Source organism: Rhodococcus sp. NPDC078407, from assembly GCF_044542515.1.
GTDB lineage: Bacteria > Actinomycetota > Actinomycetes > Mycobacteriales > Mycobacteriaceae > Rhodococcoides.
Map to the genome: position 1 here is coordinate 56,465 of NZ_JBITUQ010000005.1, position 21,603 is coordinate 78,067.

Annotated in this window: 20 protein-coding genes and 1 tRNA gene; 12 read left to right on the top strand and 9 right to left on the bottom strand. The window is 62.4% G+C overall.

The window, feature by feature from the left end:
- Window positions 1–28: 28 nt before the first annotated feature.
- Window positions 29–397: an ArsR/SmtB family transcription factor gene (locus ACIGGF_RS07555; protein ID WP_397520769.1), complete on the top strand. Its 369-nt coding sequence runs from the start codon at window positions 29–31 to the stop codon at window positions 395–397.
- Here ACIGGF_RS07555 and ACIGGF_RS07560 read toward each other — a convergent pair.
- From ACIGGF_RS07560 to efeU, 4 genes are all read right to left on the bottom strand, one after another.
- On the bottom strand, window positions 337–1,047 hold the full coding sequence (locus ACIGGF_RS07560; protein WP_397520770.1) for a dihydrofolate reductase family protein: 711 nt from the start codon (window positions 1,045–1,047) through the stop codon (window positions 337–339). The two genes, ACIGGF_RS07555 and ACIGGF_RS07560, sit on opposite strands and share 61 nt — an antisense overlap.
- Before the next feature lie 227 nt (window positions 1,048–1,274).
- On the bottom strand, window positions 1,275–2,525 hold the full coding sequence (efeB, locus tag ACIGGF_RS07565) for an iron uptake transporter deferrochelatase/peroxidase subunit (RefSeq protein WP_397520771.1): 1,251 nt from the start codon (window positions 2,523–2,525) through the stop codon (window positions 1,275–1,277).
- A complete protein-coding gene (efeO, locus tag ACIGGF_RS07570) occupies window positions 2,506–3,645 on the bottom strand; it encodes an iron uptake system protein EfeO (RefSeq protein ID WP_397520772.1) in 1,140 nt (379 codons plus the stop codon). The genes efeB and efeO overlap by 20 nt, the downstream gene beginning before the upstream one ends.
- Before the next feature lie 14 nt (window positions 3,646–3,659).
- Window positions 3,660–4,541 (bottom strand): iron uptake transporter permease EfeU, encoded by an 882-nt coding sequence (gene efeU / locus ACIGGF_RS07575; RefSeq protein ID WP_397520773.1) that lies wholly within the window; start codon window positions 4,539–4,541, stop codon window positions 3,660–3,662.
- Between the two features lie 177 nt (window positions 4,542–4,718).
- Here efeU and ACIGGF_RS07580 point away from each other — a divergent pair, with 177 nt between their 5' ends.
- The 7 genes from ACIGGF_RS07580 to ACIGGF_RS07610 all read left to right on the top strand — a co-directional run bounded on the left by ACIGGF_RS07580 (window position 4,719) and on the right by ACIGGF_RS07610 (window position 10,496).
- Window positions 4,719–5,441, top strand: a complete 723-nt coding sequence (locus ACIGGF_RS07580; protein ID WP_397520774.1) for a lytic transglycosylase domain-containing protein — start codon at window positions 4,719–4,721, stop codon at window positions 5,439–5,441.
- 88 nt (window positions 5,442–5,529) lie between these two features.
- Window positions 5,530–6,816 carry a phosphopyruvate hydratase gene (gene eno / locus ACIGGF_RS07585; RefSeq protein WP_397520775.1) on the top strand — a complete coding sequence of 429 codons (1,287 nt, stop codon included), beginning with the start codon at window positions 5,530–5,532 and terminating at the stop codon, window positions 6,814–6,816.
- A gap of 192 nt (window positions 6,817–7,008) precedes the next feature.
- Entirely contained in the window at window positions 7,009–7,563 is a 555-nt protein-coding gene (locus ACIGGF_RS07590; RefSeq protein ID WP_397520776.1) for a septum formation initiator family protein, read from the top strand.
- Window positions 7,560–8,090 carry a DUF501 domain-containing protein gene (locus tag ACIGGF_RS07595; RefSeq protein ID WP_397520777.1) on the top strand — a complete coding sequence of 177 codons (531 nt, stop codon included), beginning with the start codon at window positions 7,560–7,562 and terminating at the stop codon, window positions 8,088–8,090. The genes ACIGGF_RS07590 and ACIGGF_RS07595 overlap by 4 nt, the downstream gene beginning before the upstream one ends.
- Window positions 8,087–9,031: an exopolyphosphatase gene (locus ACIGGF_RS07600; RefSeq protein ID WP_397520778.1), complete on the top strand. Its 945-nt coding sequence runs from the start codon at window positions 8,087–8,089 to the stop codon at window positions 9,029–9,031. Before ACIGGF_RS07595 ends, ACIGGF_RS07600 begins: the two co-directional genes overlap by 4 nt.
- Before the next feature lie 8 nt (window positions 9,032–9,039).
- A tRNA-Leu gene (locus tag ACIGGF_RS07605) sits at window positions 9,040–9,116 on the top strand.
- A 516-nt stretch (window positions 9,117–9,632) separates the two neighbouring features.
- Window positions 9,633–10,496: a MerR family transcriptional regulator gene (locus ACIGGF_RS07610; RefSeq protein WP_397520779.1), complete on the top strand. Its 864-nt coding sequence runs from the start codon at window positions 9,633–9,635 to the stop codon at window positions 10,494–10,496.
- A 47-nt stretch (window positions 10,497–10,543) separates the two neighbouring features.
- Here ACIGGF_RS07610 and ACIGGF_RS07615 read toward each other — a convergent pair whose 3' ends face one another.
- Together ACIGGF_RS07615 and ACIGGF_RS07620 are read right to left on the bottom strand one after the other, a co-directional pair.
- A complete protein-coding gene (locus ACIGGF_RS07615) occupies window positions 10,544–11,719 on the bottom strand; it encodes an epoxide hydrolase family protein (RefSeq protein ID WP_397520780.1) in 1,176 nt (391 codons plus the stop codon).
- 38 nt (window positions 11,720–11,757) lie between these two features.
- Window positions 11,758–12,354: a TetR/AcrR family transcriptional regulator gene (locus ACIGGF_RS07620; protein WP_397520781.1), complete on the bottom strand. Its 597-nt coding sequence runs from the start codon at window positions 12,352–12,354 to the stop codon at window positions 11,758–11,760.
- Between the two features lie 111 nt (window positions 12,355–12,465).
- Between ACIGGF_RS07620 and ACIGGF_RS07625 the strand changes: the two genes are divergently transcribed.
- Window positions 12,466–13,299, top strand: coding sequence for an NAD(P)H-binding protein (locus tag ACIGGF_RS07625; RefSeq protein WP_397520782.1), 834 nt, complete (start codon window positions 12,466–12,468; stop codon window positions 13,297–13,299).
- A gap of 59 nt (window positions 13,300–13,358) precedes the next feature.
- Here ACIGGF_RS07625 and ACIGGF_RS07630 read toward each other — a convergent pair whose 3' ends face one another.
- A complete protein-coding gene (locus ACIGGF_RS07630) occupies window positions 13,359–14,045 on the bottom strand; it encodes a TetR/AcrR family transcriptional regulator (protein ID WP_397520783.1) in 687 nt (228 codons plus the stop codon).
- Window positions 14,046–14,139: 94 nt separating this feature from the next.
- Here ACIGGF_RS07630 and ACIGGF_RS07635 point away from each other — a divergent pair, with 94 nt between their 5' ends.
- The gene (locus tag ACIGGF_RS07635) at window positions 14,140–15,690 is read left to right on the top strand and encodes an MFS transporter (RefSeq protein WP_397520784.1); all 1,551 of its coding nucleotides are present in this window, start codon (window positions 14,140–14,142) and stop codon (window positions 15,688–15,690) included.
- 44 nt (window positions 15,691–15,734) lie between these two features.
- Here ACIGGF_RS07635 and ACIGGF_RS07640 read toward each other — a convergent pair whose 3' ends face one another.
- Together ACIGGF_RS07640 and ACIGGF_RS07645 are read right to left on the bottom strand one after the other, a co-directional pair.
- Window positions 15,735–15,950: a DUF4287 domain-containing protein gene (locus tag ACIGGF_RS07640; RefSeq protein WP_397520785.1), complete on the bottom strand. Its 216-nt coding sequence runs from the start codon at window positions 15,948–15,950 to the stop codon at window positions 15,735–15,737.
- 424 nt (window positions 15,951–16,374) lie between these two features.
- Window positions 16,375–18,126, bottom strand: a complete 1,752-nt coding sequence (locus ACIGGF_RS07645) for an amidohydrolase (protein WP_397520786.1) — start codon at window positions 18,124–18,126, stop codon at window positions 16,375–16,377.
- A gap of 272 nt (window positions 18,127–18,398) precedes the next feature.
- On the opposite strand from ACIGGF_RS07645, the gene ACIGGF_RS07650 reads away from it, so the two are divergent.
- Window positions 18,399–19,961, top strand: a complete 1,563-nt coding sequence (locus tag ACIGGF_RS07650; RefSeq protein ID WP_397520787.1) for an amidohydrolase — start codon at window positions 18,399–18,401, stop codon at window positions 19,959–19,961.
- A gap of 572 nt (window positions 19,962–20,533) precedes the next feature.
- Entirely contained in the window at window positions 20,534–21,589 is a 1,056-nt protein-coding gene (locus ACIGGF_RS07655; RefSeq protein ID WP_397520788.1) for a sugar ABC transporter substrate-binding protein, read from the top strand.
- Window positions 21,590–21,603 lie beyond the last annotated feature (14 nt).

A 21,603-nucleotide genomic window follows, 5' to 3' on the forward strand; every position in this document is an offset into this window, starting at 1 on the left:
ACATGTGTACATAAACTATAGTTGTTCCATGGGCCACGGAGTCGAGGGACGCAGTACACCGCCTGCACAGCTCGATGCCGAATCGGCTGCCACGGTGGCCGCCACTCTTCAAGCCCTCGCGACACCGAGCAGGCTGCGCATTCTGACCCAGCTCCGCCAGGGGCCGAGCGGGGTCAACGATCTGGCCGAGGCCGTCGAGATGGAACAGTCGGCCGTATCGCATCAGCTCCGTCTGCTACGCGCCATGGGACTGGTCACCGGTACACGATCGGGCCGCAGTGTCATCTATCGGCTGTACGACAACCACGTCGCAATGCTGCTCGACGAGGCCGTCTATCACATCGAGCATCTCGGAATGTCGGCGTCGGATTTCCCTTCCGACGCCGATACCGCCTGACTCGCCGGTAATCTGCGCCAGAACAGGTGATGCGTGACGCCGCTGCTGCTGGGGATCGCCTCGTGCTCGAATCTGTCGTTCAACTCGTCGGGTGAATCCCACAGCTTCAGGCCCGCACCGAATTCGATGGGTGCGACGACGATGTGCATGGTGTCGACGAGGTCGGCGTCGAGGAATTCTCGAATACTGGTCACCCCGCCGCCGAGTCGCACGTCCTTACCGTCGGCCGCCTCCAGTGCCTGCTCCAGCACCTCAGCTGGCTCGCCGTGGACGAAGTGAAACGTGGTGTCGGAGAGAGTGATCGACGGCCGCTGGTGGTGGGTGAGTACGAAGACGGGGGTGTGAAACGGCGGCTCCTCGCCCCACCAGCCCTGCCATTCGTGGTCGGTCCACGGTCCGCGTTGGGGCCCGAACTTGTTTCGGCCCATGATTTCGGCACCGATGTTGTGGGAGAAGTCGCGCGCGAACTGGTCGTCGAGACCGCGGCTACCGCCCGAACCGGCGTTTCCCGGGAAGCTGGCGGTGCCGAAGTACCACTTCATCAGTGCCAGATGGTCGAGACCGAACGGACTCTCGACGCTCTGATCCGGCCCCGCAGCGATTCCGTCGCTCGAAATGGTGAAATTCTGTACCCGAACCAGCTGTCCCATGTGTGCTCCCGAAGTCGATGACGAAGATGTACGACGTATGGACCGAGCCGGGTTCGCACACTCACCGCCCGCCCGCGTCAATGGACCCTTGCATCGGTCAGACGTATGCAGTGCGCCATCCACGCGGGCCGCGCTTCCGCGTGGATGAACCATTGCACCGCCGAGACGTATGCAAGGGTCCATTCACGCGGACGGGGGGTGCGCGGACGGGGGACGGTCAGGCGGGCCTACTCGAACAGCGTCGAACCCCAGTATTCGGATTCTCCGACGCCCGGTGGGCAGGCGAATACCGCAGAACCCACGTGCTGGATGTATTCGTTCAGTGCATCCTTGCGGGAGAGTGCCAATTGCATCGGGACGAACTGTGTCAGTGGGTCGCGGCAGAAGGCGATGAAGAACAGTCCGGCGTCCAGGTGTCCGAAGCCGTCGGACCCGTCGGTGAAGTTGTAGCCCCGACGCAGGAGTTGGACGCCGCCGAGGTTTTCCTTCGACGCCAGACGCACGTGTGCGGTCTTGTCGATGAAGGTGCCCTCGGGCCCCTGGGATTCGAAGTCGAGTGCATCGAACTCGTCTTTCTGCCCCAGCGGCGCACCGGTTCCTTTGCTGCGCCCGATCACTCGCTCTTGTTCTTTCAGCGTGGTGCGGTCCCACGATTCGATCAACATGCGGATTCGACGGGCAACGAGGTAGGAGCCGCCGGCCATCCAGTCCTGATCGTCATCGGAAGCGACCCACACGTTCTCGTCCAGCAGCGACGGGTCCTCGGCCTTGAGGTTCGCCGTGCCGTCCTTGAACCCGAACAGGTTTCGCGGAGTCGCTTGGGTGGTCGAGGTGGACGACGTTCGACCGAAGCCGAGTTGCGACCACTTGACCGACACCGTGCCGAACCCGACGCGAGCGAGGTTGCGAATCGCATGTACGGCAACCTGGGGGTCGTCGGCGCAGGCCTGGATGCACAGGTCGCCGCCGGAACGTCGGGGATCGAGGTTGTCCGCCGGAAAATGCTGCAGATCGGCAAGCGATGCAGGTCTTTTCGAGGCCAGGTCGAATCGATCGAACATCGACGGTCCGAAACCGATCGTCAACGTCAACGACGACGCCGTCAGGCCGAGTGCTTCGCCGGTATCCGACGGCACGTTGTACTCGCCGCCGTCGATCGCGCCGCCGTCGAAGGTCTCTTCACCGCGCACCAAACGCTCGGCCATCAGGGTCCACTTCTTCAGCAGCGCAACGAAATCCTCGCGCGAATCGGTGGTGATGTCGAAGGCCACGAAGTGCATGCGATCCTGCGCCGGGGTGACGATTCCGGCCTGGTGGTCTCCGCGAAAATCGACGACGTCCGAAGTAGGTACCTCTGCTCCGGAGGCCGTCGCATGCCCTGCGAGGGCTCCGACTCCGACGAGCGCTGCACCGGTTCCGACGGCACCGAACAGGCGTCGCCGGGAGAAGTGCCCAGTCTTATTGTCCGGCAACGACACCCTGCACCTGACTCACTTCGGCGGACAATGCGTCGATCTTGTTCGACAGTTCCTGTCGCTGGGGTTCGGTCACGGTGTCGTAGAAGACGAAGCCGTCGCCGCTGCGGTACTTGGCCAGTTCGGCGTCGAGTTCTGCGAAGCGAGCATCGATCGCGGTACCGAGTTCGGCATTGCGCTCGTCGAGGATGGGACGTACCGCGGCGATGGCTGCCTGCGAGCCGTCGACGTTGGCCTGGAAGTCCCACAGGTCGGTGTGCGAGAAGAAGTCCTCTTCACCGCTGATCTTGGTCTTGGCGACCTCGTCGAGTAATCCTTGTGCGCCACCGGCAACTTGGATCGGGTCGATGGTGAAGTCTTCGGCCTTGATCTGCTCGGCCAGTTCGGTGATGTCGGCCTCGAGCTGATCGGCCATCGCGTTCGTGTCGGGCTGCAATCCCTGCGTCCACAGGTCCTTCTCGATGCGGTGGAAGCCGGTCCATTCCGCACCGGGCTCGACATCGGGCTCACGTAGGTCGATGCGCGGGTCGAGGTCGTCGGGGAAGCTCTCGGCCACGGGCTCGATACGCTCGTAATAGCTGCGCGTGATGGGGAATTGGGCCTTGGCCGCTTCGACGTCTCCGCTCTTGACGGCGGTCACGAACGAGGCCGTGGTGTCTTGCAATGCGTCGATCTGGCTGACGACGTAACGCTTGTAGCCGGCAGCAGCTTCGGTGAGGAGGCCGTCGTCGTCCGCTGTGCGAACCGAGTCGCCGGTGACGACGTAATCGGCGCGGATGCCGTCGCCGACCATGCCTGCCTTGCAGGCGGTTTGGTAGGTGCCGGGGTCGGGCAGAGCGACGATGAGCTGACGCGTCAGGCCGGGTCCGATGTTCTCGACCTCACCCATGACGCGATCGCCCTCACCGTAGACGTAGAACTCGGTGACTTTGCTGCCGTTGTTGGTGATCTGGAACGTCGAGTTACCGGTGGTGCCCTCGGATGCGCTCACCTCGCAGGACGAGTCGGCCGCTGTAACGGCGATATCGCCCGAAGCGGCTTCGGTGGAGGACTTTTCGGTGCATCCGGTAAGTACTACGGGTAGAACCGCGACCGCGGCGAGAGCGAAGGTGGAGCGACGCATGATGGTGGTGCCTTTCAGGAGTTCTGCAGTACAGGCTCGGGAGCCGCGGGAACGCGGACCGGGCGGAGGAAGAGGAACAACACGACGACGATGTAGAGCACCCACGCAATTGCCTGGAAGACAGTGGGTTCGGGCCGGAAGTTGAAGATGCCGGCTAGCACGGTGCCGTACCAGCTCGAGGCATCGAAATGATCGGTGATGTCGAACGCCACGGCGCTGCCGCCGGGGAACACTCCGCCGATCTGCAGGGCGCGGATTCCGTAGGCGAGGATGCCTGCGGCGACCACGATGAGGAAGATGCCGGTGTACTTGAAGAACACCGCGAAGTTGATGCGGACGGCCCCGAAGTACAGGAACACCGTCAGCACGGCCGCGACGACGATCCCGAGGAGCAGGCCGAGCAAGGGCCACAGGCTGCCGTTGGTGTTCTCGGCGTAGCCGACCATGAGCAATGCGGTTTCGACGCCCTCGCGGCCGACGGCGAAGAACGAGAGCGTCAGCACTGCGGCGGGCCCGACGGTCAACGCTTTCTCCATACTCGCGCGCAGCTCGCCGGAGATGTTCTTGGCGGCGGTCCGCATCCACAACACCATTGCGGTCACGATGACGACGGCGACCAGCGACGCCGCTCCCGCGATGATTTCGGCGGTGAGTCCGGTGACGGTCGACGTGCCGTAGTGGATGACGAAGAAGATCGCGGCGACCATCGCGACGGCCGCGCCGACGCCCAACCACACCCATTTGAGGGCGTCGCGGCGGTCTGCCTTGACGAGAAACGCGACGAGGATCATCACGACGATGCCCGTTTCGAGACCTTCGCGGAGGCCGATCAAGCCACTGCCGAACAACTGGGTGGTGATCGACGGCGCAGATCCTGCGGCGGCCAAGACAGACAAGGCTGATGCTCCTGAGATGCGTCGAACATTGGTTCGCCTTCCCTCTGGAAGGGTAGGCGACCCTCATGCGTGAAGGTTGACAGAAACATACACCCTGCAACCCGGTACGAACGCACGGAGAGCAGGGTTTTTATCGGTCTTTAGCTTTCTATTACCTAGCGTGTGCAGGATGGTGAGGTGATCTCCCGAATCTGCGTGCTTGCCACAGCGTCGGTCCTCCTCGCGCTCACGGCATGCGGTGGCGGTGAGCCGAAGCGTGAAATTCCCGAGGGCATCCCGCCCGGGCCCGGCACCGAGGTGCCCATCATCGAGTTCAACGCGCCCGGCCGGACGGCGGACCTTTTGCTCGCCTGGGCCGAACCGCAGACCGACGCGCTGGGCATCTCGGTGACGGCCCTCGCGTCATACGGGCACGCTGCCGCGATCATGACCGAGACCGACACCGACTGCGGAATCACCTGGACGACGCTGGCGGGCATCGGCTACATCGAAAGTCGGCACGGCACCTATCAGGGCTCGTCGGTGCAGCCCGACGGGCTCGTCTCGCCGCCGATTCGGGGAATCCCACTCGACGGAGGACCCGGCGTCGCCGAGATTCCGGACACCGACGGCGGAGTCATGGACGGAGACACCGAGTTCGACCGCGCGATGGGGCCCATGCAGTTCATTCCCGAGACGTGGAAGAAATGGGGAGTCGACGCCAACGGTGACGGCCGTGCCGATCCCGACAACATCGACGACGCGGCATTGACCGCGGCGCGTTATCTGTGTGCCCGCGGCGGTGATCTGCGGACCGCGCAGGGGTGGGAGACAGCGTTGATGGCCTACAACCTTTCGGGTCAGTATCTGCGCGACGTGCGCGATGGAGCGGCGGCGTACTCGGTGGGCACCAGGCCGTAGAAACTCCGTGCATCGCGGGCACCATGCAACAGCGGCTAGTCTTGCACCCGGCACAGTCCGCCGGTCCCCGTTACTAGGAGAAGCATTCGTGGCCATCATTGAGCAGGTCGGAGCTCGCGAGATCCTCGATTCCCGTGGCAACCCCACGGTTGAGGTCGAGGTCGCATTGGACGACGGGACATTGACCCGTGCGCAAGTTCCCTCCGGCGCATCCACCGGTGAGCACGAGGCCGTCGAGCTTCGTGACGGCGGAGACCGCTACGGCGGCAAGGGCGTCGAGAAGGCCGTGAACGCGGTCCTGGACGAGATCGCACCGGCAGTCATCGGTCTCGACGCCATCGAACAGCGCACCGTCGATCAGGCTCTGCTCGATCTCGACGGCACTCCCGACAAGTCTCGTCTCGGCGCGAACTCCCTGCTGGGTGTCTCGCTCGCCGTCGCCAAGGCCGCTGCCGAGTCCACGGGTCTGGAGCTGTTCCGTTACCTCGGCGGCCCGAACGCGCACATTCTTCCCGTGCCGATGATGAACATCATCAACGGTGGCGCACACGCGGACAGTGGCGTCGACGTGCAGGAATTCATGATCGCGCCCATCGGTGCGCCCACGTTCAAGGAGTCGCTGCGCTGGGGCGCGGAGGTCTACCACGCGCTCAAGTCCGTGCTCAAGGCCAAGGGCCTGTCCACCGGACTCGGCGACGAGGGTGGTTTTGCCCCCGACCTCGCCGGCACCAAAGCAGCCCTCGACTTGATCCTCGAGGCCATCGCCAAGACGGGTCTGAAGCCCGGCCAGGACGTGGCGCTCGCACTCGACGTGGCAGCCACCGAGTTCTACACCGCGGGTACCGGCTACGCATTCGAGCGTGAGACGAAGTCGGCCGAGGAGATGTCGGCGTTCTACGGCGAGCTCGTCGATGCCTACCCGCTCGTTTCCATCGAGGATCCGCTCGACGAGAACGACTGGGACGGCTGGGTTGCACTCACCGAGTCGATCGGCGACAAGGTTCAGCTCGTCGGCGACGACTTGTTCGTCACCAACCCCGAGCGTCTCGAAGACGGCATCGTCAAGGGTGCGGCCAATGCGCTTCTGGTGAAGGTCAACCAGATCGGCACGCTCACCGAGACCCTCGATGCAGTCGATCTCGCGCATCGCAACGGTTACAAGACGATGATGAGCCACCGGTCCGGTGAGACCGAGGACACCACCATCGCTGACCTGGCAGTTGCCGTTGGCAGCGGCCAGATCAAGACCGGTGCCCCGGCTCGAAGCGAGCGCGTGGCCAAGTACAACCAGTTGCTGCGTATCGAAGAAGCTCTGGGCGACGCGGCGCGTTACGCCGGCGAGTTGTCTTTCCCCCGGTTCAATTACGAGGGATAGCACGCAGGCACGTATCGCACGAAGTGGAGAACAATGATGGCACGGCGCGGAAGGTCCGGGACCAGTCCAGGTGGACGTGATCCCCGACCTCGCGGCCGGTCCTCCACCTCGGGTAGGCCGAAAGCCGGGGGCGTTTCTCGCGATGAGAACGCCTCCGGCCGGCAGGCCACTCCGCCGGAGCCTTCCGAGCAGGTGCGCGACGCAGTGGTCGGCGGCAAGGCTGCTCCCCGGCGCGTCGGTATTCGAAGGCCGACCATGCCCGAGCGGACATTCTTCGGACTGTCCACCGGACGAGCCGTCATTCTCGGCATCGTGGTGTGCGCGCTGGCGCTGACGCTGGCGGTACCACTGCGCACCTACTTCTCCCAGCGCAGCGAACTCGACTCGGTGCTTGCCGAGCGACGGGCCTTGGAGAACGACGTGAACAGGCTCCAGACCGAGAAGTCGCAACTCGACGAACCGTCCCGCATCGCAGCCGATGCGCGTGAGCGGCTTCGGTTCGTGATGCCGGGGGAGACGCCCTACCAGGTGCAGTTGCCCGGCGACTTCGGCAAGGTTCCAGAAGAACTCACACCCGACGCAGCGCCGACGGGCCCGTGGTACTCCGACCTGTGGAACACCGCGGTGCAGCCGCAGGGGTCGGACGAGCCGTCGGAGCCCACGTCCGCGCCGATGCCCGTCGTGCAGCCAGAACCCGCACCGGCACCGCCGCCGGTGCCACAACCAGAAGGAGGACCGGTCGGGTGAATTCCTCGGCAGTCTCGCAGGAAGATCTCGATGCGGTCGCATCGCAGCTCGGACGTGAACCGCGTGGCGTACTCGAGATCGCGTATCGATCTCCGGACGGAAGGCCGGGCGTGGTGAAAACTGCTCCCAAGCTGCCCGACGGTACGCCTTTTCCCACCCTGTTCTATCTGACGGACCCGCGGTTGACGGCCGAGGCCAGTCGTCAGGAATCGGCCGGCGTGATGCGAAAGATGACCGAGCGTCTCGGCACCGATCCCGAATTGGCTGCGGCATACCTGCGCGCACATCAGTCGTACCTGGCCGAGCGTGACGAGATCGAATCTCTTGGAACGGATTTCACCGGCGGCGGTATGCCCGATCGGGTCAAGTGCCTGCACGTGTTGATCGCACACTCGTTGGCCAAGGGCCCGGGCGTCAACCCGCTCGGCGACGAGTCGGTGGCCCTCGCCGCTGAGAACTCGTTGCGCGGCAAAGCAATTCCGGCCGATTGGCCGACCATCGAAGAACTACGTGCGGAGAAACAATGACCAGGGTTGCAGCAATAGATTGCGGCACCAACTCCATCCGCCTGCTCGTCGCCGACAACAACGGTAAGTCGCTCGCTGACGTCTCCCGTGAGATGCGAGTGGTGCGGCTCGGCCAAGGCGTCGACGCGACGGGAGCCTTCGTTCCCGAGGCTATCGAGCGCACGCGAGTGGCACTGGTCGAGTACGCGGAGATCATTCGCAAGACCGGGGCCACCGCAGTACGGATGGTTGCCACATCCGCCACGCGGGATGCGTCGAACCGCGAGGATTTTTTCTCGATGGTGCGTGAGGTGCTCGGCAAGGTCATTCCCGGTGCCGAGGCCGAGGTGATCACCGGCGACGAGGAAGCGCGGCTGTCCTTCGCCGGTGCTGTCGGCGAACTCGACTCTGCTGCAGGGCCTTTCCTGGTGGTCGACCTGGGTGGCGGTTCCACCGAGCTCGTGCTGGGCGACGCAAAAGGCGTGAAGGCGGCGTTCTCTGCGAACATCGGCTGCGTACGTTTGACGGAACGCTTTCTGCACTCGGACCCGCCCACCGCGGACGAGATCAACGGTGCGCGTGAGTACGCCCGCGAGAAGTTGGCGGAGGCGTTCGAGGAAGTGTCGATCGGTGACGCGTCGAGCTGGGTGGGCGTGGCCGGCACGATGACGACCATCGCGGCCATCGCCAAGGAACTACCCGAGTACGACGCGGATGCGGTGCATCTGTCGCGGGTGCCCTTCGATCAGCTCTTCGAGGTGTGCGAGCGACTCATCGGCATGACTCACACGCAGCGAAGTGCGTTGGGCCCCATGCATCCCGGACGGGTCGACGTCATCGGCGGCGGTGCAATTGTGTGCAGCGTGCTGGCCGAGGAATTCGAAAGACGCGGTGCCGTAAGCTCTCTGACGGTCAGTGAGCACGACATCCTCGACGGTATCGCGATGTCGATCAAGATTTAGGCAGTACGGCCCCTATAGCCCAATTGGCAGAGGCAGCGGACTTAAAATCCGCACAGTGTCGGTTCGAGTCCGACTGGGGGCACCAGAGTCCGTATGGATCCATTCTTGTCTGCGACACAGCGTATTTCGATGAGCTGCGAGGTACGGGGTGGACGCTCGCGGATGTACAACGGCCTCGCTGAGGTGCGGATCATGCGCGTTGTCACAAAAATCGTACGTCGAAAAGAATTTGTACTTTCAGAGCACGTTCATAGGAGTAAGGAACCCCTCGCGTGACATGGTTCTTCGTGACAAAATGTCACAGGTCATCACAAACTAGACGCATACGGCACAAGTCCATCAGTCCACGCGGATGGTTTTGCCGATGACCCGATCTGTCGCGGCAATGTCACCTGGTTTCGGCTCAGTTTTGCGCTCTAGTGCAGGCATTCGAAACGTTTCACGCGAAGTCGAAACCTGTTGCAAGGATGGATTTATCGCGATTCCTGAGGCTTGCCGGCGGACAGTGGTTTCTCGGACATGCAGGAGGTGCGGAGTTGCACCTTCCGTAGCGTCATGTGGTGCAGTGGACGTATCCCGCCCACCGAGGAAGGCTCCGCACATGTTCTCGTCCTTCACCCCGCCGCGCCACGTCACTATCGGGGGTGCAGCCGCCTTCGTGGGCGCCACGCCGCGAGCGATCCGCCACTACCATCAGATCGGCCTGTTGCCGGAACCGGAGCGGGGGAGCGACGATCGCCGGCGCTACGGCTATGACGAAATGATCCGGCTGTTGTGGATCCGACGGATGGCCGACGCCGGCATCGCCCTGGAAGATATCCGCAAGGCCTTCGCGGACGCGGCCGGAACGGCCGACGGCGACGTCGCGCGCATCCTCGAGTTGCTGGAGGGCTCCATCGCCGTTCGGCAGGCCGAACTCGCGCGGCAGCGGATCGCAGTGCAGCGTATGCGCGAAAAGGGAAGCAGGGTGGGCCTGCTCTCCGATATTGTCGGCGACCGCCTCGCAGACCTGCGTGAGGGGACCCTGCTGCGGCAGGACGACCTCGATACTCTGCTCGTGACCGAGCGAATCTTCGGCGCGCTCGGCGCGTCGGTACAGGCGTCACGATTCATCGCGCTGGCCGCCCGGCCGGACCTGCGAGAGCATTCCGACCGTGTCGATGCCGCCGAGGAGGCGCTCGACGACACGGTTGCCGTCGACGACCCGCGGGTAGCGGAGGTGGCGGCCGAACGGCACGCCTTCGAGACCACCCTCCGCGCGGTCATCGAGAGTTCCGAACTGGCGCAGGCCGACGACGCTCGGTTCGACACCTGGGACGAGGTGCACCCCGGTCCCTCGGACGGGCTTGCGTGCGGGTCGACGAGCCTCACCGATGCCGTCCAGATGATGCCGTACGACTTTTCTGCTGCGCGCCTGCGGTGCATGGAATTGGCACTGGAACTCGACGAGTCCGACGCGCTGTGAGTCACCGCAGTGTCGGATCGATCGAGTGCAGTTGTTCATTGTTCGCCTCAACCGAGGGCATTACGATACGGCCGGAAGAAGTCTCGTAGTTCCTGCGCGTACAGCTCCGGTTCCACGAACGGTGCGAAGTGTCCACCGCGCGGAAGTTCTTTTATACGAACGACGTTCGCGACGCGGTCGAGCCAGGCGCGGGGCGGTCGCGCGAAAAGGTCGCCCGAAAAGAACGAGAACCCTGATGGTACCTCGACGCGGCGGGCGTGCTGCTCCAACGGAATGGACGCGTTGGCGTTGTACATGCGCATCGACGATCCGATGGTTTCGGTGAGCCAGTAGAGGGTGACGTTCGTGAGGATCTCGTCTTTAGTGAAGCTGCGTTCGATGTGGCCGTCGGAGTCGGTCCACGCTCGGAGCTTCTCGACGATCCATGCGGCCAGCCCGGCCGGGGAATCGGTCAACCCGACGGCAGCGGTCTGCGGTTTCGTGCGGTGCATCGCAGCATATGCACCCTCGGTGCTGCCCCACGCGACGGACCTGTCGAGGAAGTCATGCTCCTGCGGTGAGAGGTCGGCGCGATCGCCGGTGAACACGGGCAGTCCGGCATCCATACGATGTACGGCTACGACGGACTGGGGGTCGTCGAGCGCCAGGTATCGACTGACGGCGCTGCCGATGTCGCCACCGGCGGCACCGTAACGGGAGTACCCGAGAATGCGCATCAGTTCCGCCCACAGGCCTGCGACGTCGATCGAACTCGAGGGCGGGCCTGTGGGTCGGTCGGAATAACCGTAGCCCGGCATGTCGGGCACGACGATATCGAAGGCATCGGCGGGGTCGGCTCCGTGTGCACCCGGATCGGTCAGCAGCGACACAACTTTCGAGTACCGCCAGAACGAGTCCGGCCACCCATGGCTGAGAACCACAGGAAGAACCGGGCCCACAGGTGACACAGCCCGTGCGTGCACGAAGTGAATGTTCACATCGCCGACCTCGACTCGAAATCGAGGATGTCTCGACAGAGCCGACTCCTGTGCTGCCCAGTCGAATTCGTCGGCCCAATAGTCGACGAGTTCGCGCAGATAGCCGACGTCGACACCGAGCGACCACCCGGCATCGGCGGGATCATCCGGCCAGCGTGTCGCGCGAAGTCGTGTTCTCAAATCGTTCAGCGCCGCAGCAGAAGTCGCTGAAACGAAGGGTTCGGGATGAGGTATAGAACGCGACATGGCTCATAATCTACGCGCGAGTCCAGTGGTCGTAGCGTTCAAGAACCGGTCAATGCCGCGACTATGACGTCGGTCAGTGCGTCGAGATACTTGTCGTCCACGTCGGCTCCCCGTACGGTCGAGCGCCAATACACCGGGCCGGCAATCAGGTCCAGAGCCAACTCGAAGTCGACGTGCTCGGGTATTTCTCCTCGTGCAACCGCACGTTCCAAGATCTGAACCGAACGCTCCCGCCTCGGCGTGCCGATCATTGCCTTGTGCAGTTCGCCCAGACGCGGGTTGCGGGCAGACTCGGCCACCAGGTCAGGCAGAATTCTGGAAAAGCGCGGGTCGTCGATCCAGTCGACGAACCGACCGAGCGTCGCCCGTAGATCACCTCGAAACGTGCCGGTATCCGGTGCGTCCGAAAGTCCGACGCTGAACTCGGACAGCACGGCAACCACCATCTCCTCCTTCGACGGCCATCGGCGATACAGAGCGCTCTTTCCGACCCGAGCTCGCTTCGCCACTCGCTCCATCGACAAACGGCCGTAACCTGCCTCGGAAAATTCGTCGAGCACTGCCTCGACGATCGAGCTTGCAGGCATCGCGCCCAAGACCGGAAACGCGTATTCGATGCGGTACGTCGCCATCATTACGACTGACGGCAGTCACATCCGACACTATCGCGACTACTGGAGTCCGTTGGCAGCCGCGGAAGCGATCGGCACGACGGCCGACCTCACCGCATTCGCCGGGGGCACGGCGTGATTCTCGTTCTGGGCTCGACCGGTACAACGGGAAGTCGCGTAGCTCGGGCGCTGGACGCGAGAGACGTCGGAACCCGCCTCGCCACAAGGAATCCTGTATTGCCGAACGACGTGTTCTTCGATTGGGCAGATGTCGAGAGTCACGCGCGGGCCCTACGCGGGGTCACCGGGGTGTACCTCGTCGCACCTGTTGGATCGGCCGACCCGATGACGGTCGTCGGGCCGTTCCTCGAACAGGCAGCGCAACAGGGTGTTCGACGAATCGTCGCATTGAGCTCGTCCGCATTGGACCGGGGCGCACCGGGCCTCGGCGAAATCCACGACGCGGTTGTCTCGACGGCCGCGGAATGGGCTGTCCTGCGGCCATCGTGGTTCATGCAGAACTTCATCGGCAATACCCCTCTTGCAAAGGGGGTTCGAGACGGAGAAATAGTCAGCGCAACCGGCGAGGGGCGAATTGCTTTCGTCGACGCGCTCGATATAGCCGCCGTCGCTGCACATTGTCTGACGGATCCCGAACCACACAACACCGACCACATAGTCACCGGGCCAACGGCTCTGAGTTACGGCAACGCGGCCGCAATCATCTCCGCCCAGACCGGTACCGACATCTCACATCGTTCGATCACCGTCGACCAATTGGCTCGATTGCACAGCGACCACGGCCTTCCGGTTGAGTTTGCACGGATTCTCGCCGCATTGGACGCCGACATCGCCCGAGGCACCGAGGATCGGACGACAGACGTCGTACAGCAGGTGACCGGGCACGCAGCGCGAACATTCGACGACTTCGCGAAAGCTCATTTTTCACGGATGTCGTCGGGGAAATGATGACGATCGGGGACTGGACGAACCCGCTTTCGGGTACCCGTCGGGGGCGGTAGCGGCGTTCAATCCTGGTGGACAGTTCTCCACCGCATGTATGCGGTGCGTGCACATTCTGTTGCACGCACACGGTTTTCCCCGTTTCCCACGAGCTGTGCGACCGCCATGGGGGCCAGCACGGACGTGACCGGGTCCTCGTGTCCATCGAAGTGTCCGCCTGCCTCGAGCGACACGAACCCGTGCACCAGACTCCACAACTGGGCCGCGATTTGCTCCGGGTCGTCGATGTCGATTCTTGCGGCAGTCTTCATTCGCTCGCAGGCACCCACCAGGACGCCGTATGCCTCGCGGAAGTGGTGTTGCGTGGGTGTCGGCGGCGTTGTCGCCCGATACGTTCCCCGTGTGGACAAGCCGAACATCATGTCGTAGAGGTGCGGATTGCTTCGAGCCATCTCGCGGGTGGCCAACGCCATCGCGAACAGCTGCACTCCTGGGTCGTCGTCGGAGGCTTCGGCGTCGAGCAGTGCGTCGCGGAGTGACGAGTATCCGCGAATCACCACTTCGTCGAGCAGGCCTCGTACACCGCCGAAGTGGTGGTAAACGGTGATGGTGGAAACACCGGCCTCTTCACTGATGCGTCGCACCTTCACCTCGGCGGGGCCGGATGCGGCCAGCACGCTGATTGCGGCGTCGACGAGGCGTTCGCGAGTGGGGCCGTCGGCGGGGTTTCGAGGAGTGCGCTGGGCCGCCATCTCGTCATGATCGCACAGTGATCACGGTGCCAAGCGCGAGCAGGACGATCTGTCGACCCTTGTGGGTTGACAGAACGGCTGCTATAACTTCGTTATGGTCCTGAACTTCGCTGCCCCTCCGCGCAACTCGAACAAAATGGCAATACTCGTCACACTGTGTGCTGCGGTGTTCGTCGTCAACGTCTCCACCACCATCGTCAACATCGCGCTGCCGACGCTGGTCGTAGATCTGGGCGCATCGACCCGTGACCTTCTGTGGGTGGTCGACGCGTTCAACCTGGCGTTCGCCGCGTTGGTTCTCGCCGGTGGTTCGCTGAGCGACCGATTCGGTCGTCGTCCGTTCTTGATTGCAGGATTGGCACTGTTCGCGTTCGCATCGTTGGGGGGAGCATTCAGCAGCGCACCGGATCAACTGATCGGATGGCGCGCCCTTGCCGGTATCGCCGCCGCTGTGGTCTACCCGGTGACGTTGTCGATCTTGACGAACGTCTTCGTCGAGCGGTCCGAGAGAGTAATGGCGATCGGAGTGTGGGGCGCGGCCACAGGGGTGTCGGTGGCAGTCGGCCCGGTCGTCGGAGGTGCCTTGATCGAGCACTACTGGTGGGGATCGATCCTGGTGTTCAACGGCGCGGTCGCGGTGCTCGCTCTCGTGCTGGCTTTCGCACTCGTTCCCAACTCGAGTGATCCGTCGACGCCCCCGCTCGACAAATCGGGCTTGTTGCTGTCGGTGCTGGCGCTCGGGTCCTTGGTTCACGCGATCATCGAAGGGCCCGATCGAGGATGGTCGTCTCCATCCACAGCGATCGGATTCGGTGTGGCTGCAATACTGTTGACCGTTTTCGTGATCAGGGAGTCGCAGGCGCGGCATCCGATGCTGGACGTGCGTTTGTTCAAGAACTTGCGCTTCACTGCGGCCAGCGGGGCAGTCACCAGTGCCTTCTTCGCGATGTTCGGGTTTATTTTCCTGGTGACTCAGTACTTCCAGGCGGTGCGTGAGTACGGAGCGCTCGAAACCGGTGTTCGTATGTTGCCGGTAGCTGGTTCTCTCGCCATTTTTTCCTTGGTCAGTCCGCGGCTGGCGGTGTGGATCGGAACCAAGCTCGTGGTGGCAAGCGGACTTCTGTCGTTGACGGCTGCGTTCACGTGGACGTCGACGGTCGATGTGAGCACCAGCTATATCCAGATTGCGGGCCAGATGGTTCTCCTCGGTGCAGGATTGGGTCTGATCAGCGCTCCTGCGACCGAGGCGATCATGGGGGTAGTTCCGACGGACAAGGCGGGCATGGGGTCTGCCGTGAACGACGCCACGCGTGAACTCGGCGGGACGCTCGGTGTCGCGGTGATCGGCTCGGTTGCCCTCTCCGTGTACCGGGAGGGTCTCGAGACCGCAGATCTTCCGGAGTTACTCATGGATCCGGCGCGCGAGTCGGTCGGTGCTGCACTGGAAGCCGCACGGCAGGCGGGAGAATCCTTCGGTAGTACTGGCGCGATCGCCGGTGCGCAGTTGTCCGAACTCGCGCGGGCCCAGTTCGTCGAAGGGTTCACAACCGGAAGCCTGGTTGCTGCTGCCATCACGGCTGTTGCAGCCATCCTGACGCTGGTGTTTCTTCCTGCTCACCCTGGCGACGAAACCCCTACCGACTGAGCCTCACAGCTCTGATCAGGCCACTGTGGGTTCTGTTTCGCCTTTCATGTCAACGTGATCAGGCCTGTCTGCTTGGCGTGGGCGACCAGGGCATTGGCGTGGCCGTGCCCTAAGCCGTGCTCGGTTTTGAGCCATGCAACCAGTTCGGAATGCTTCGTCAGCGGCGACGCGGCTATGGCATCGAGCCATTCGGACACGGGCCTGCCGTACTTCTTCTCGATGGAAGGGAAGTAGCTCTGTGGACCTCTGACATCGGACATTCGATGAACCAATCTTGTGGGGGACCATTGGCGTGCAATCGCTCAGACCTCGCGAAATCATCGAAGTCCGGGCTAGTGCAACGATAGGACAAGCTCAGCCACTTGCCATTCCGTCGGTCGGTAGACACCCGCCAGGGGCGCCCCATCACTCCGCGGCGCAGAGTCGATGAGCCGCGGCCTGCGTCCCGATCAGCACCTTGTGCGAGACGGAGCACCACCGCTTCCGCCCGATGCAGTCTGCCATCTCATTCCCCAGTGTCATGAAGTCTCGTGGCTGAGCGGGACCGAATCGAATTCAGTGACCTCGGAGCCCTCACACGGTTCTTCGAGTAAGAAGTCGGCTCGTCGTTGACTCGAGTCCCGTTGGAATGGCGCATCTTCCGAGGCTGTACTGCGAATTTGCCGATCGAGTTCGCGCTGACGCTTACCTCGAGGACGAATCCGTGTAGACGGTTTTGCCGTCGATCAAAGTGTGAAGTATCCGGCGGTCGAGTAGCGAAGCCACGTCTTCATCACTCGGCCATTCACCTTCCAACACGGCCAAGTCGGCGCGTTGACCGACGGCCAGTGTTCCGCGCCACAACTCTGCGCGATCCCGGATGGCGGCACCACTGGTCAACAGTGATAGAGCGTCCACGGAGGTAATGGCCTCCTGGTCTTCTGTTGGAACAGGGCCTTCCCAGCAGTGCGCGCGGGTAACAGCGTTGACTACCGCGGGACGCCAATCGGGCGGCACAACGGGTGCGTCCGACGTAATTCCTGGGCGAACTCCAGCGTGGAGAGTCGACTTGATCGGCTCAGTGCGCAAAATCCGTTCCGGTGCGAGGAATCGCACGAAGGTGCTCATGATCACGGGATTGAAACACGCGCCTATCCCGTTGGCAGCCAATGTTTCCCATCCACTGGGGTATAGCTCTGTGGTGTGGATGAGGTAGTGCCGCAATGGACTGTTCGGAGCAATCTCTGCGATCGTGTCGATGACTGTCTCGACTGTTTGATCCCCGATTGCGTGAATGGCTACCTGCAGTCCGGCGTCGTCGACGATCCTGATGATTTCGCGTAGTTCTGCGACCTTGTCGACGTCGGTGTCGCCGGTTACGACCATGTGTCCGCAGTGATGCCCGGGAGGGTTCTGATCGTGGACGGGGTCCTTGTGCCAGGTCGTACCATTTTGGGGTGTGCCGTCCGCGAAGACCTTGACGCCGGCAATTGCCAGCCTCTGTGGGTCGACGTCGCGATCGGCGTAGCGATCAGCAAGACCCGCATCCAAGTGAAACTTCACGTCGGCAGCGTTGGCTCCCCCCGTTCCGTTCGGCAGGACCAGGACCGAAATCCGCATTGTCAGATCGCCGGCTTCCGCGAGGTCTGCCAGCGCATCCAATGCCTCGACCGAACCCGAGCCGTCCAACAACGCCCGATGGCCAGGACCCAGACCAGGTTCGGTCAAAGCCGTTATTCCGAGAGCATGCAGATCCGCCTGTCCCGCGCGATAGGCGTCGAGTAGCTGTTCTCTCGGCACCGGTGGAACGACCGCGATCAACAATGAAATTGCTGAGTCGGTGAGAAACCCTTCCGGGTTCCCGTCAGCGTCGCGCTCGATGACACCACCGGCAGGGTCAGGGGTATCGGCGGTAATACCCGCAAGTGAGAGTGCAGTGCTGTTTGCTGTGAGCGAATGACCGCTCCAGTCGAAAAGTACGACGGGTGTGCCGGTGATGCCATTGACAGCGAGAGCATCATCGACATCGGCTGCGGTGAGCTTTCGTCCGATGATGAGCGCATCCCAACCGTGCCCACGGATCCAACCACTTTCGTCGATCCGGTCAGCGGTCAGAAAGCTGCTCAGCTGACCGACATCGGTAAAGATGTCGGTCCCCATTTTGACGTACGTGTGGCTGGTGACCGAATAAGCCGTGAAGTGCAAATGGCCGTCATTTATTCCAGGTATGACAGTGTTGCCGTCCAGTTCGACGATGTGAGTATCCGGCCCAATAAGATCTTCCGTGGCAGTTCCGAGCGCAACGATGTTGCCTTGCCTGATTGCAATTGCGCGAGGTCGGCTCCCTCGCCATTCCTCGGTCGCGTGATCACCAGGTCTCCAATCTGACAGATCGAGCACGGGACCACCCCGTAGCACGGTGTCGGCATAGGCAACTTCGTCAACGAGTGCAGTCATAGCTACATCGTGCGCTAGTCATCACCGGCGTCAAGCGCGAGTTTCACTGATCGAACCCTGTCGAGACGGTTCGTTCACCGAAACGATCAGGTCAGGATTTCGTGCGATCCGTGCAACGTAGCAGCGAGAAGTACCAGTGGATTCGATCGAAAAGCCGCGCGGTCGTGTCGAGTTCGATGGAAGTGGTTGGAGATGTCCGTCACGGACCGCAGTACGGTCTTACGTCGGCTCGACAGGCAACTGCCGAAACTGAGAGGAACGGGAGAGAATATATGTCCAAGGCTTACGTGAATGCGGCTTTATACACGGGGAAGTCGCCGGCGTCCTGGGCTTCGGTCATTGTCGAGAACGAGGGCAAGATATCGGCCGTCGGTGACGTGGCTTCACTCGCCGGAGACATAGCTGAGGCGGATGAAGTCATCGACCTGGGCGGGCACATGGTCATGCCAGGAATTCATGACGCTCATACCCATTTGGTCAGTGGCCTCAATCGCTGGGAAGTGGCACTGCCTCACGGCGCGGGAGAAGCCGAAATCCTGGATGCCCTGCGCAGCTGGGTTGGGCCGAGGCCCGTAGACCATCTCGGTAACCGTTGGCTGATCGGCGGACGCTATTGGCCCGACTCGTTCGGCAGTAAGGGGCCCGACCGGGCATTCCTCGACCGTGAGTTCCCTGATCAACCCGTCCTTCTACACGACAGATCGGCGCACAATGTCTTGGTCAACTCCTGTGCTCTGGAACTTGCAGGAATCGACGATGAAACACCGGATGTCGAGAATGGAAAAGTAATTCGAGATGCCACCGGGAGGGTGACCGGTGAACTCTACGAACAGGCGCGGTGGCCGGTGTTCCGCGCGCTTGGAATACACGCAGACAGTGTCATGGCACAGGCAATTCGCTACGCGCGCGATCTGAATCACAGATACGGTGTCACGTCTGTTCAGGACGCCTCGTCAACGGAGCAGCTGCTCAGGGTGATGGGCCAACTCGACGCTGCCGATGAACTACAGCTACACGTGGCGGCGCATCTGGTATGGCGGGAAGAGTCTTTCGGGATGGCCGGGCTGGATGCCCTGAATCATATGATCGAGCATCACGAGGACTACGCGTCGCACCACGTGGATACACGTTTCGTGAAGTTCTGGCTCGACGGGTCACCGATTCCGCCTTACTGGACCCATTCGTGCATCCATGACGATGGCACCGTCGACGAAGAAAACCTGCTCATACCGCAGGACGAAATGAATTCTGCCATGGTGCGCTTCGATGCTGCGGGTTTGATGGTGAAGGTCCACTGCGGCGGTGAGGGAGCAATCCGGCGAGCCTTGGATGCTGTGGAACACGCCCGTTCCGTCAATGGGCCTCATGGACCCCGGCACGAACTGGCGCACTGCTGTCTGGTCCACAAAGATGACTTCGAGCGTTTCGCGGCATTGCGGGTGGGTGCCGAGATGTCGCCCGCCGTGTGGCATCTCCCAGAACACGGGGTCAGTCACTTGTACGAATTCGACTCCGTGGCACGAGCTGGAGCAGAAATGACGTTCGGAACGGACTGGAGTATCGCCGACTCTCCGAATCTGTTCCCAGCGTTGCAGGGTGCCATCGAACACGGAGACCAATCGATCGACCTCGAGAGGGGGTTGGCGGCAATGACGATAAACGGGGCCCACGCCGTCGGGCAGAGCGACAAGCGCGGCACGATCGAAGTCGGCAAGGATGCTGACTTCATCGTGCTCGACCGGAACTTGTTCGATATCCCGACCGGCTCGATCGGCGAAACGCGGGTGCTTCGTACAGTCTTCGGTGGACGCACCGTGTACGAGGCCGAAATCTAGCTCGACGTCGTTGGCTCCCTTCGGGTTACCGAGTGCTTCGGTGTTCTCACGCAGTGACCGAACCGGGCAGGGACCATAGTGTCCATTGTTGGCTGTGCCGTTGAACTTTGCTGCGGACGAGGCAGAGGATGAGGCCACGGACGCGTAGCTTTCGGTGCCGCCGGATCGCCGGCCGGCAGCACCAGAGCAACAGGGTGTCTACCGCCGCCGTCCTAATATGGGCCAGGTAGAGCAGTGTGCAGTGCCGTCGCGGGCTCGGAAGTTCATGACGTCGGCCCCGAGACGTAATGCCCTCGAGAGCGATGGCTGTCTCGAAATCGATCGACCTGTTCGATGGGTTGCGAGGTCGCCCTCGATCATCCTGCGTTCCGTCCGCAGTAGTCGCATTCTCGGGACCCGACGACGTCTCGAGGTAGATCCGGGTCTCTGTTCCTGGTGGTTTCGGTCAGTGAAACATCGCCGTCTCCCGCTATCGAACACGTGTTGTACTCGGCACACCTCGACCGCAGATTTTTCGCTCAAAGTGGCTCGAAGACCACCGAAAAACGTTACGGCCCTATGGAGGATTCCACATGACCAAACCAGCCCGCTCTGTAGCCGCAATCGCGCCGCTCGTCCTTGCATCAGTGCTGACGTTGAGTGCCTGCGCGTCCGATTCCGGCCCGGAGGGCGACTCGGAATTCACCGTAGGGATCTCGAATCCGCAGGGCGCTCAACCTATCCTGAAGATGACTCAAGACACGTTCACCTCTGCTGCTGCACGCAACGGCATCGCGGTCAAGGCTCTCGATGCGCAGCTGGATCCCGCCAAGCAGGTAACCGACGTAGACCAGCTCGTGGCACAGCAAGTCGATCTGATCGTCGTTTATCCGCTGGACGCCAATTCGCTCAAGCCGGCTCTTCAGAGGGCGAATGCCGCAGGCATCAAAGTTGTCGGTTGGGCCGGTCTGGCGTCACCGGAATCCGATCCTGGAGTGCTTACGTCCAATGTGGACACCGGCGGCAGCTATCGCGGTTCCAAACTGCTGTCGGACTACGTCAAGGATCAACTGGGTGGCAGCGGAAATGTTCTGGGAGTCGGTCTCGGCGTGCCAGTTCCCATCCTCGAGACAATGATGTCCCAGTACGAAAAGAACACGACCGAAGGCAGCGCTATCGACTGGCTCGGACGTGTCGACGACCCCACCGATGATATTGCCGGCGGTCAGAAGGTCGTTGCGACCGCTCTTACCAAGTACCAGAACGACATTCAGGGAATCATGGCATACAACGATGCCGCCGCGATGGGAGCTTCCGTCGCAGTCAAGGCCGCAGGCCTCGAGGATGTTGTCATCGTGGGTCAAAACGGCGACGAGGATGGAATCGAAGCAGTCGAGGACGGCCGTCTCAGCGCGACGGTCGATCTTGTCCCGTGGCGCACCGGGTTGATACTCGAAGCGATCTCCCGCGCCATTCTGAACGGACAGGACGTACCTGCGTTCGTGGAAAGCCCAACCGAGCTCTACACCGCGGGCAACGCCGCTAATCGCGTGCCCTGGGCCGACGCGGCCGCAAAGATCGAGTCCGGCGAAATCACGTGTGCACAGGGCGGCGGTTGCCCAGAAAACGTTGCAAGCCTGGGCAACTGATCTCGAACGCGCAC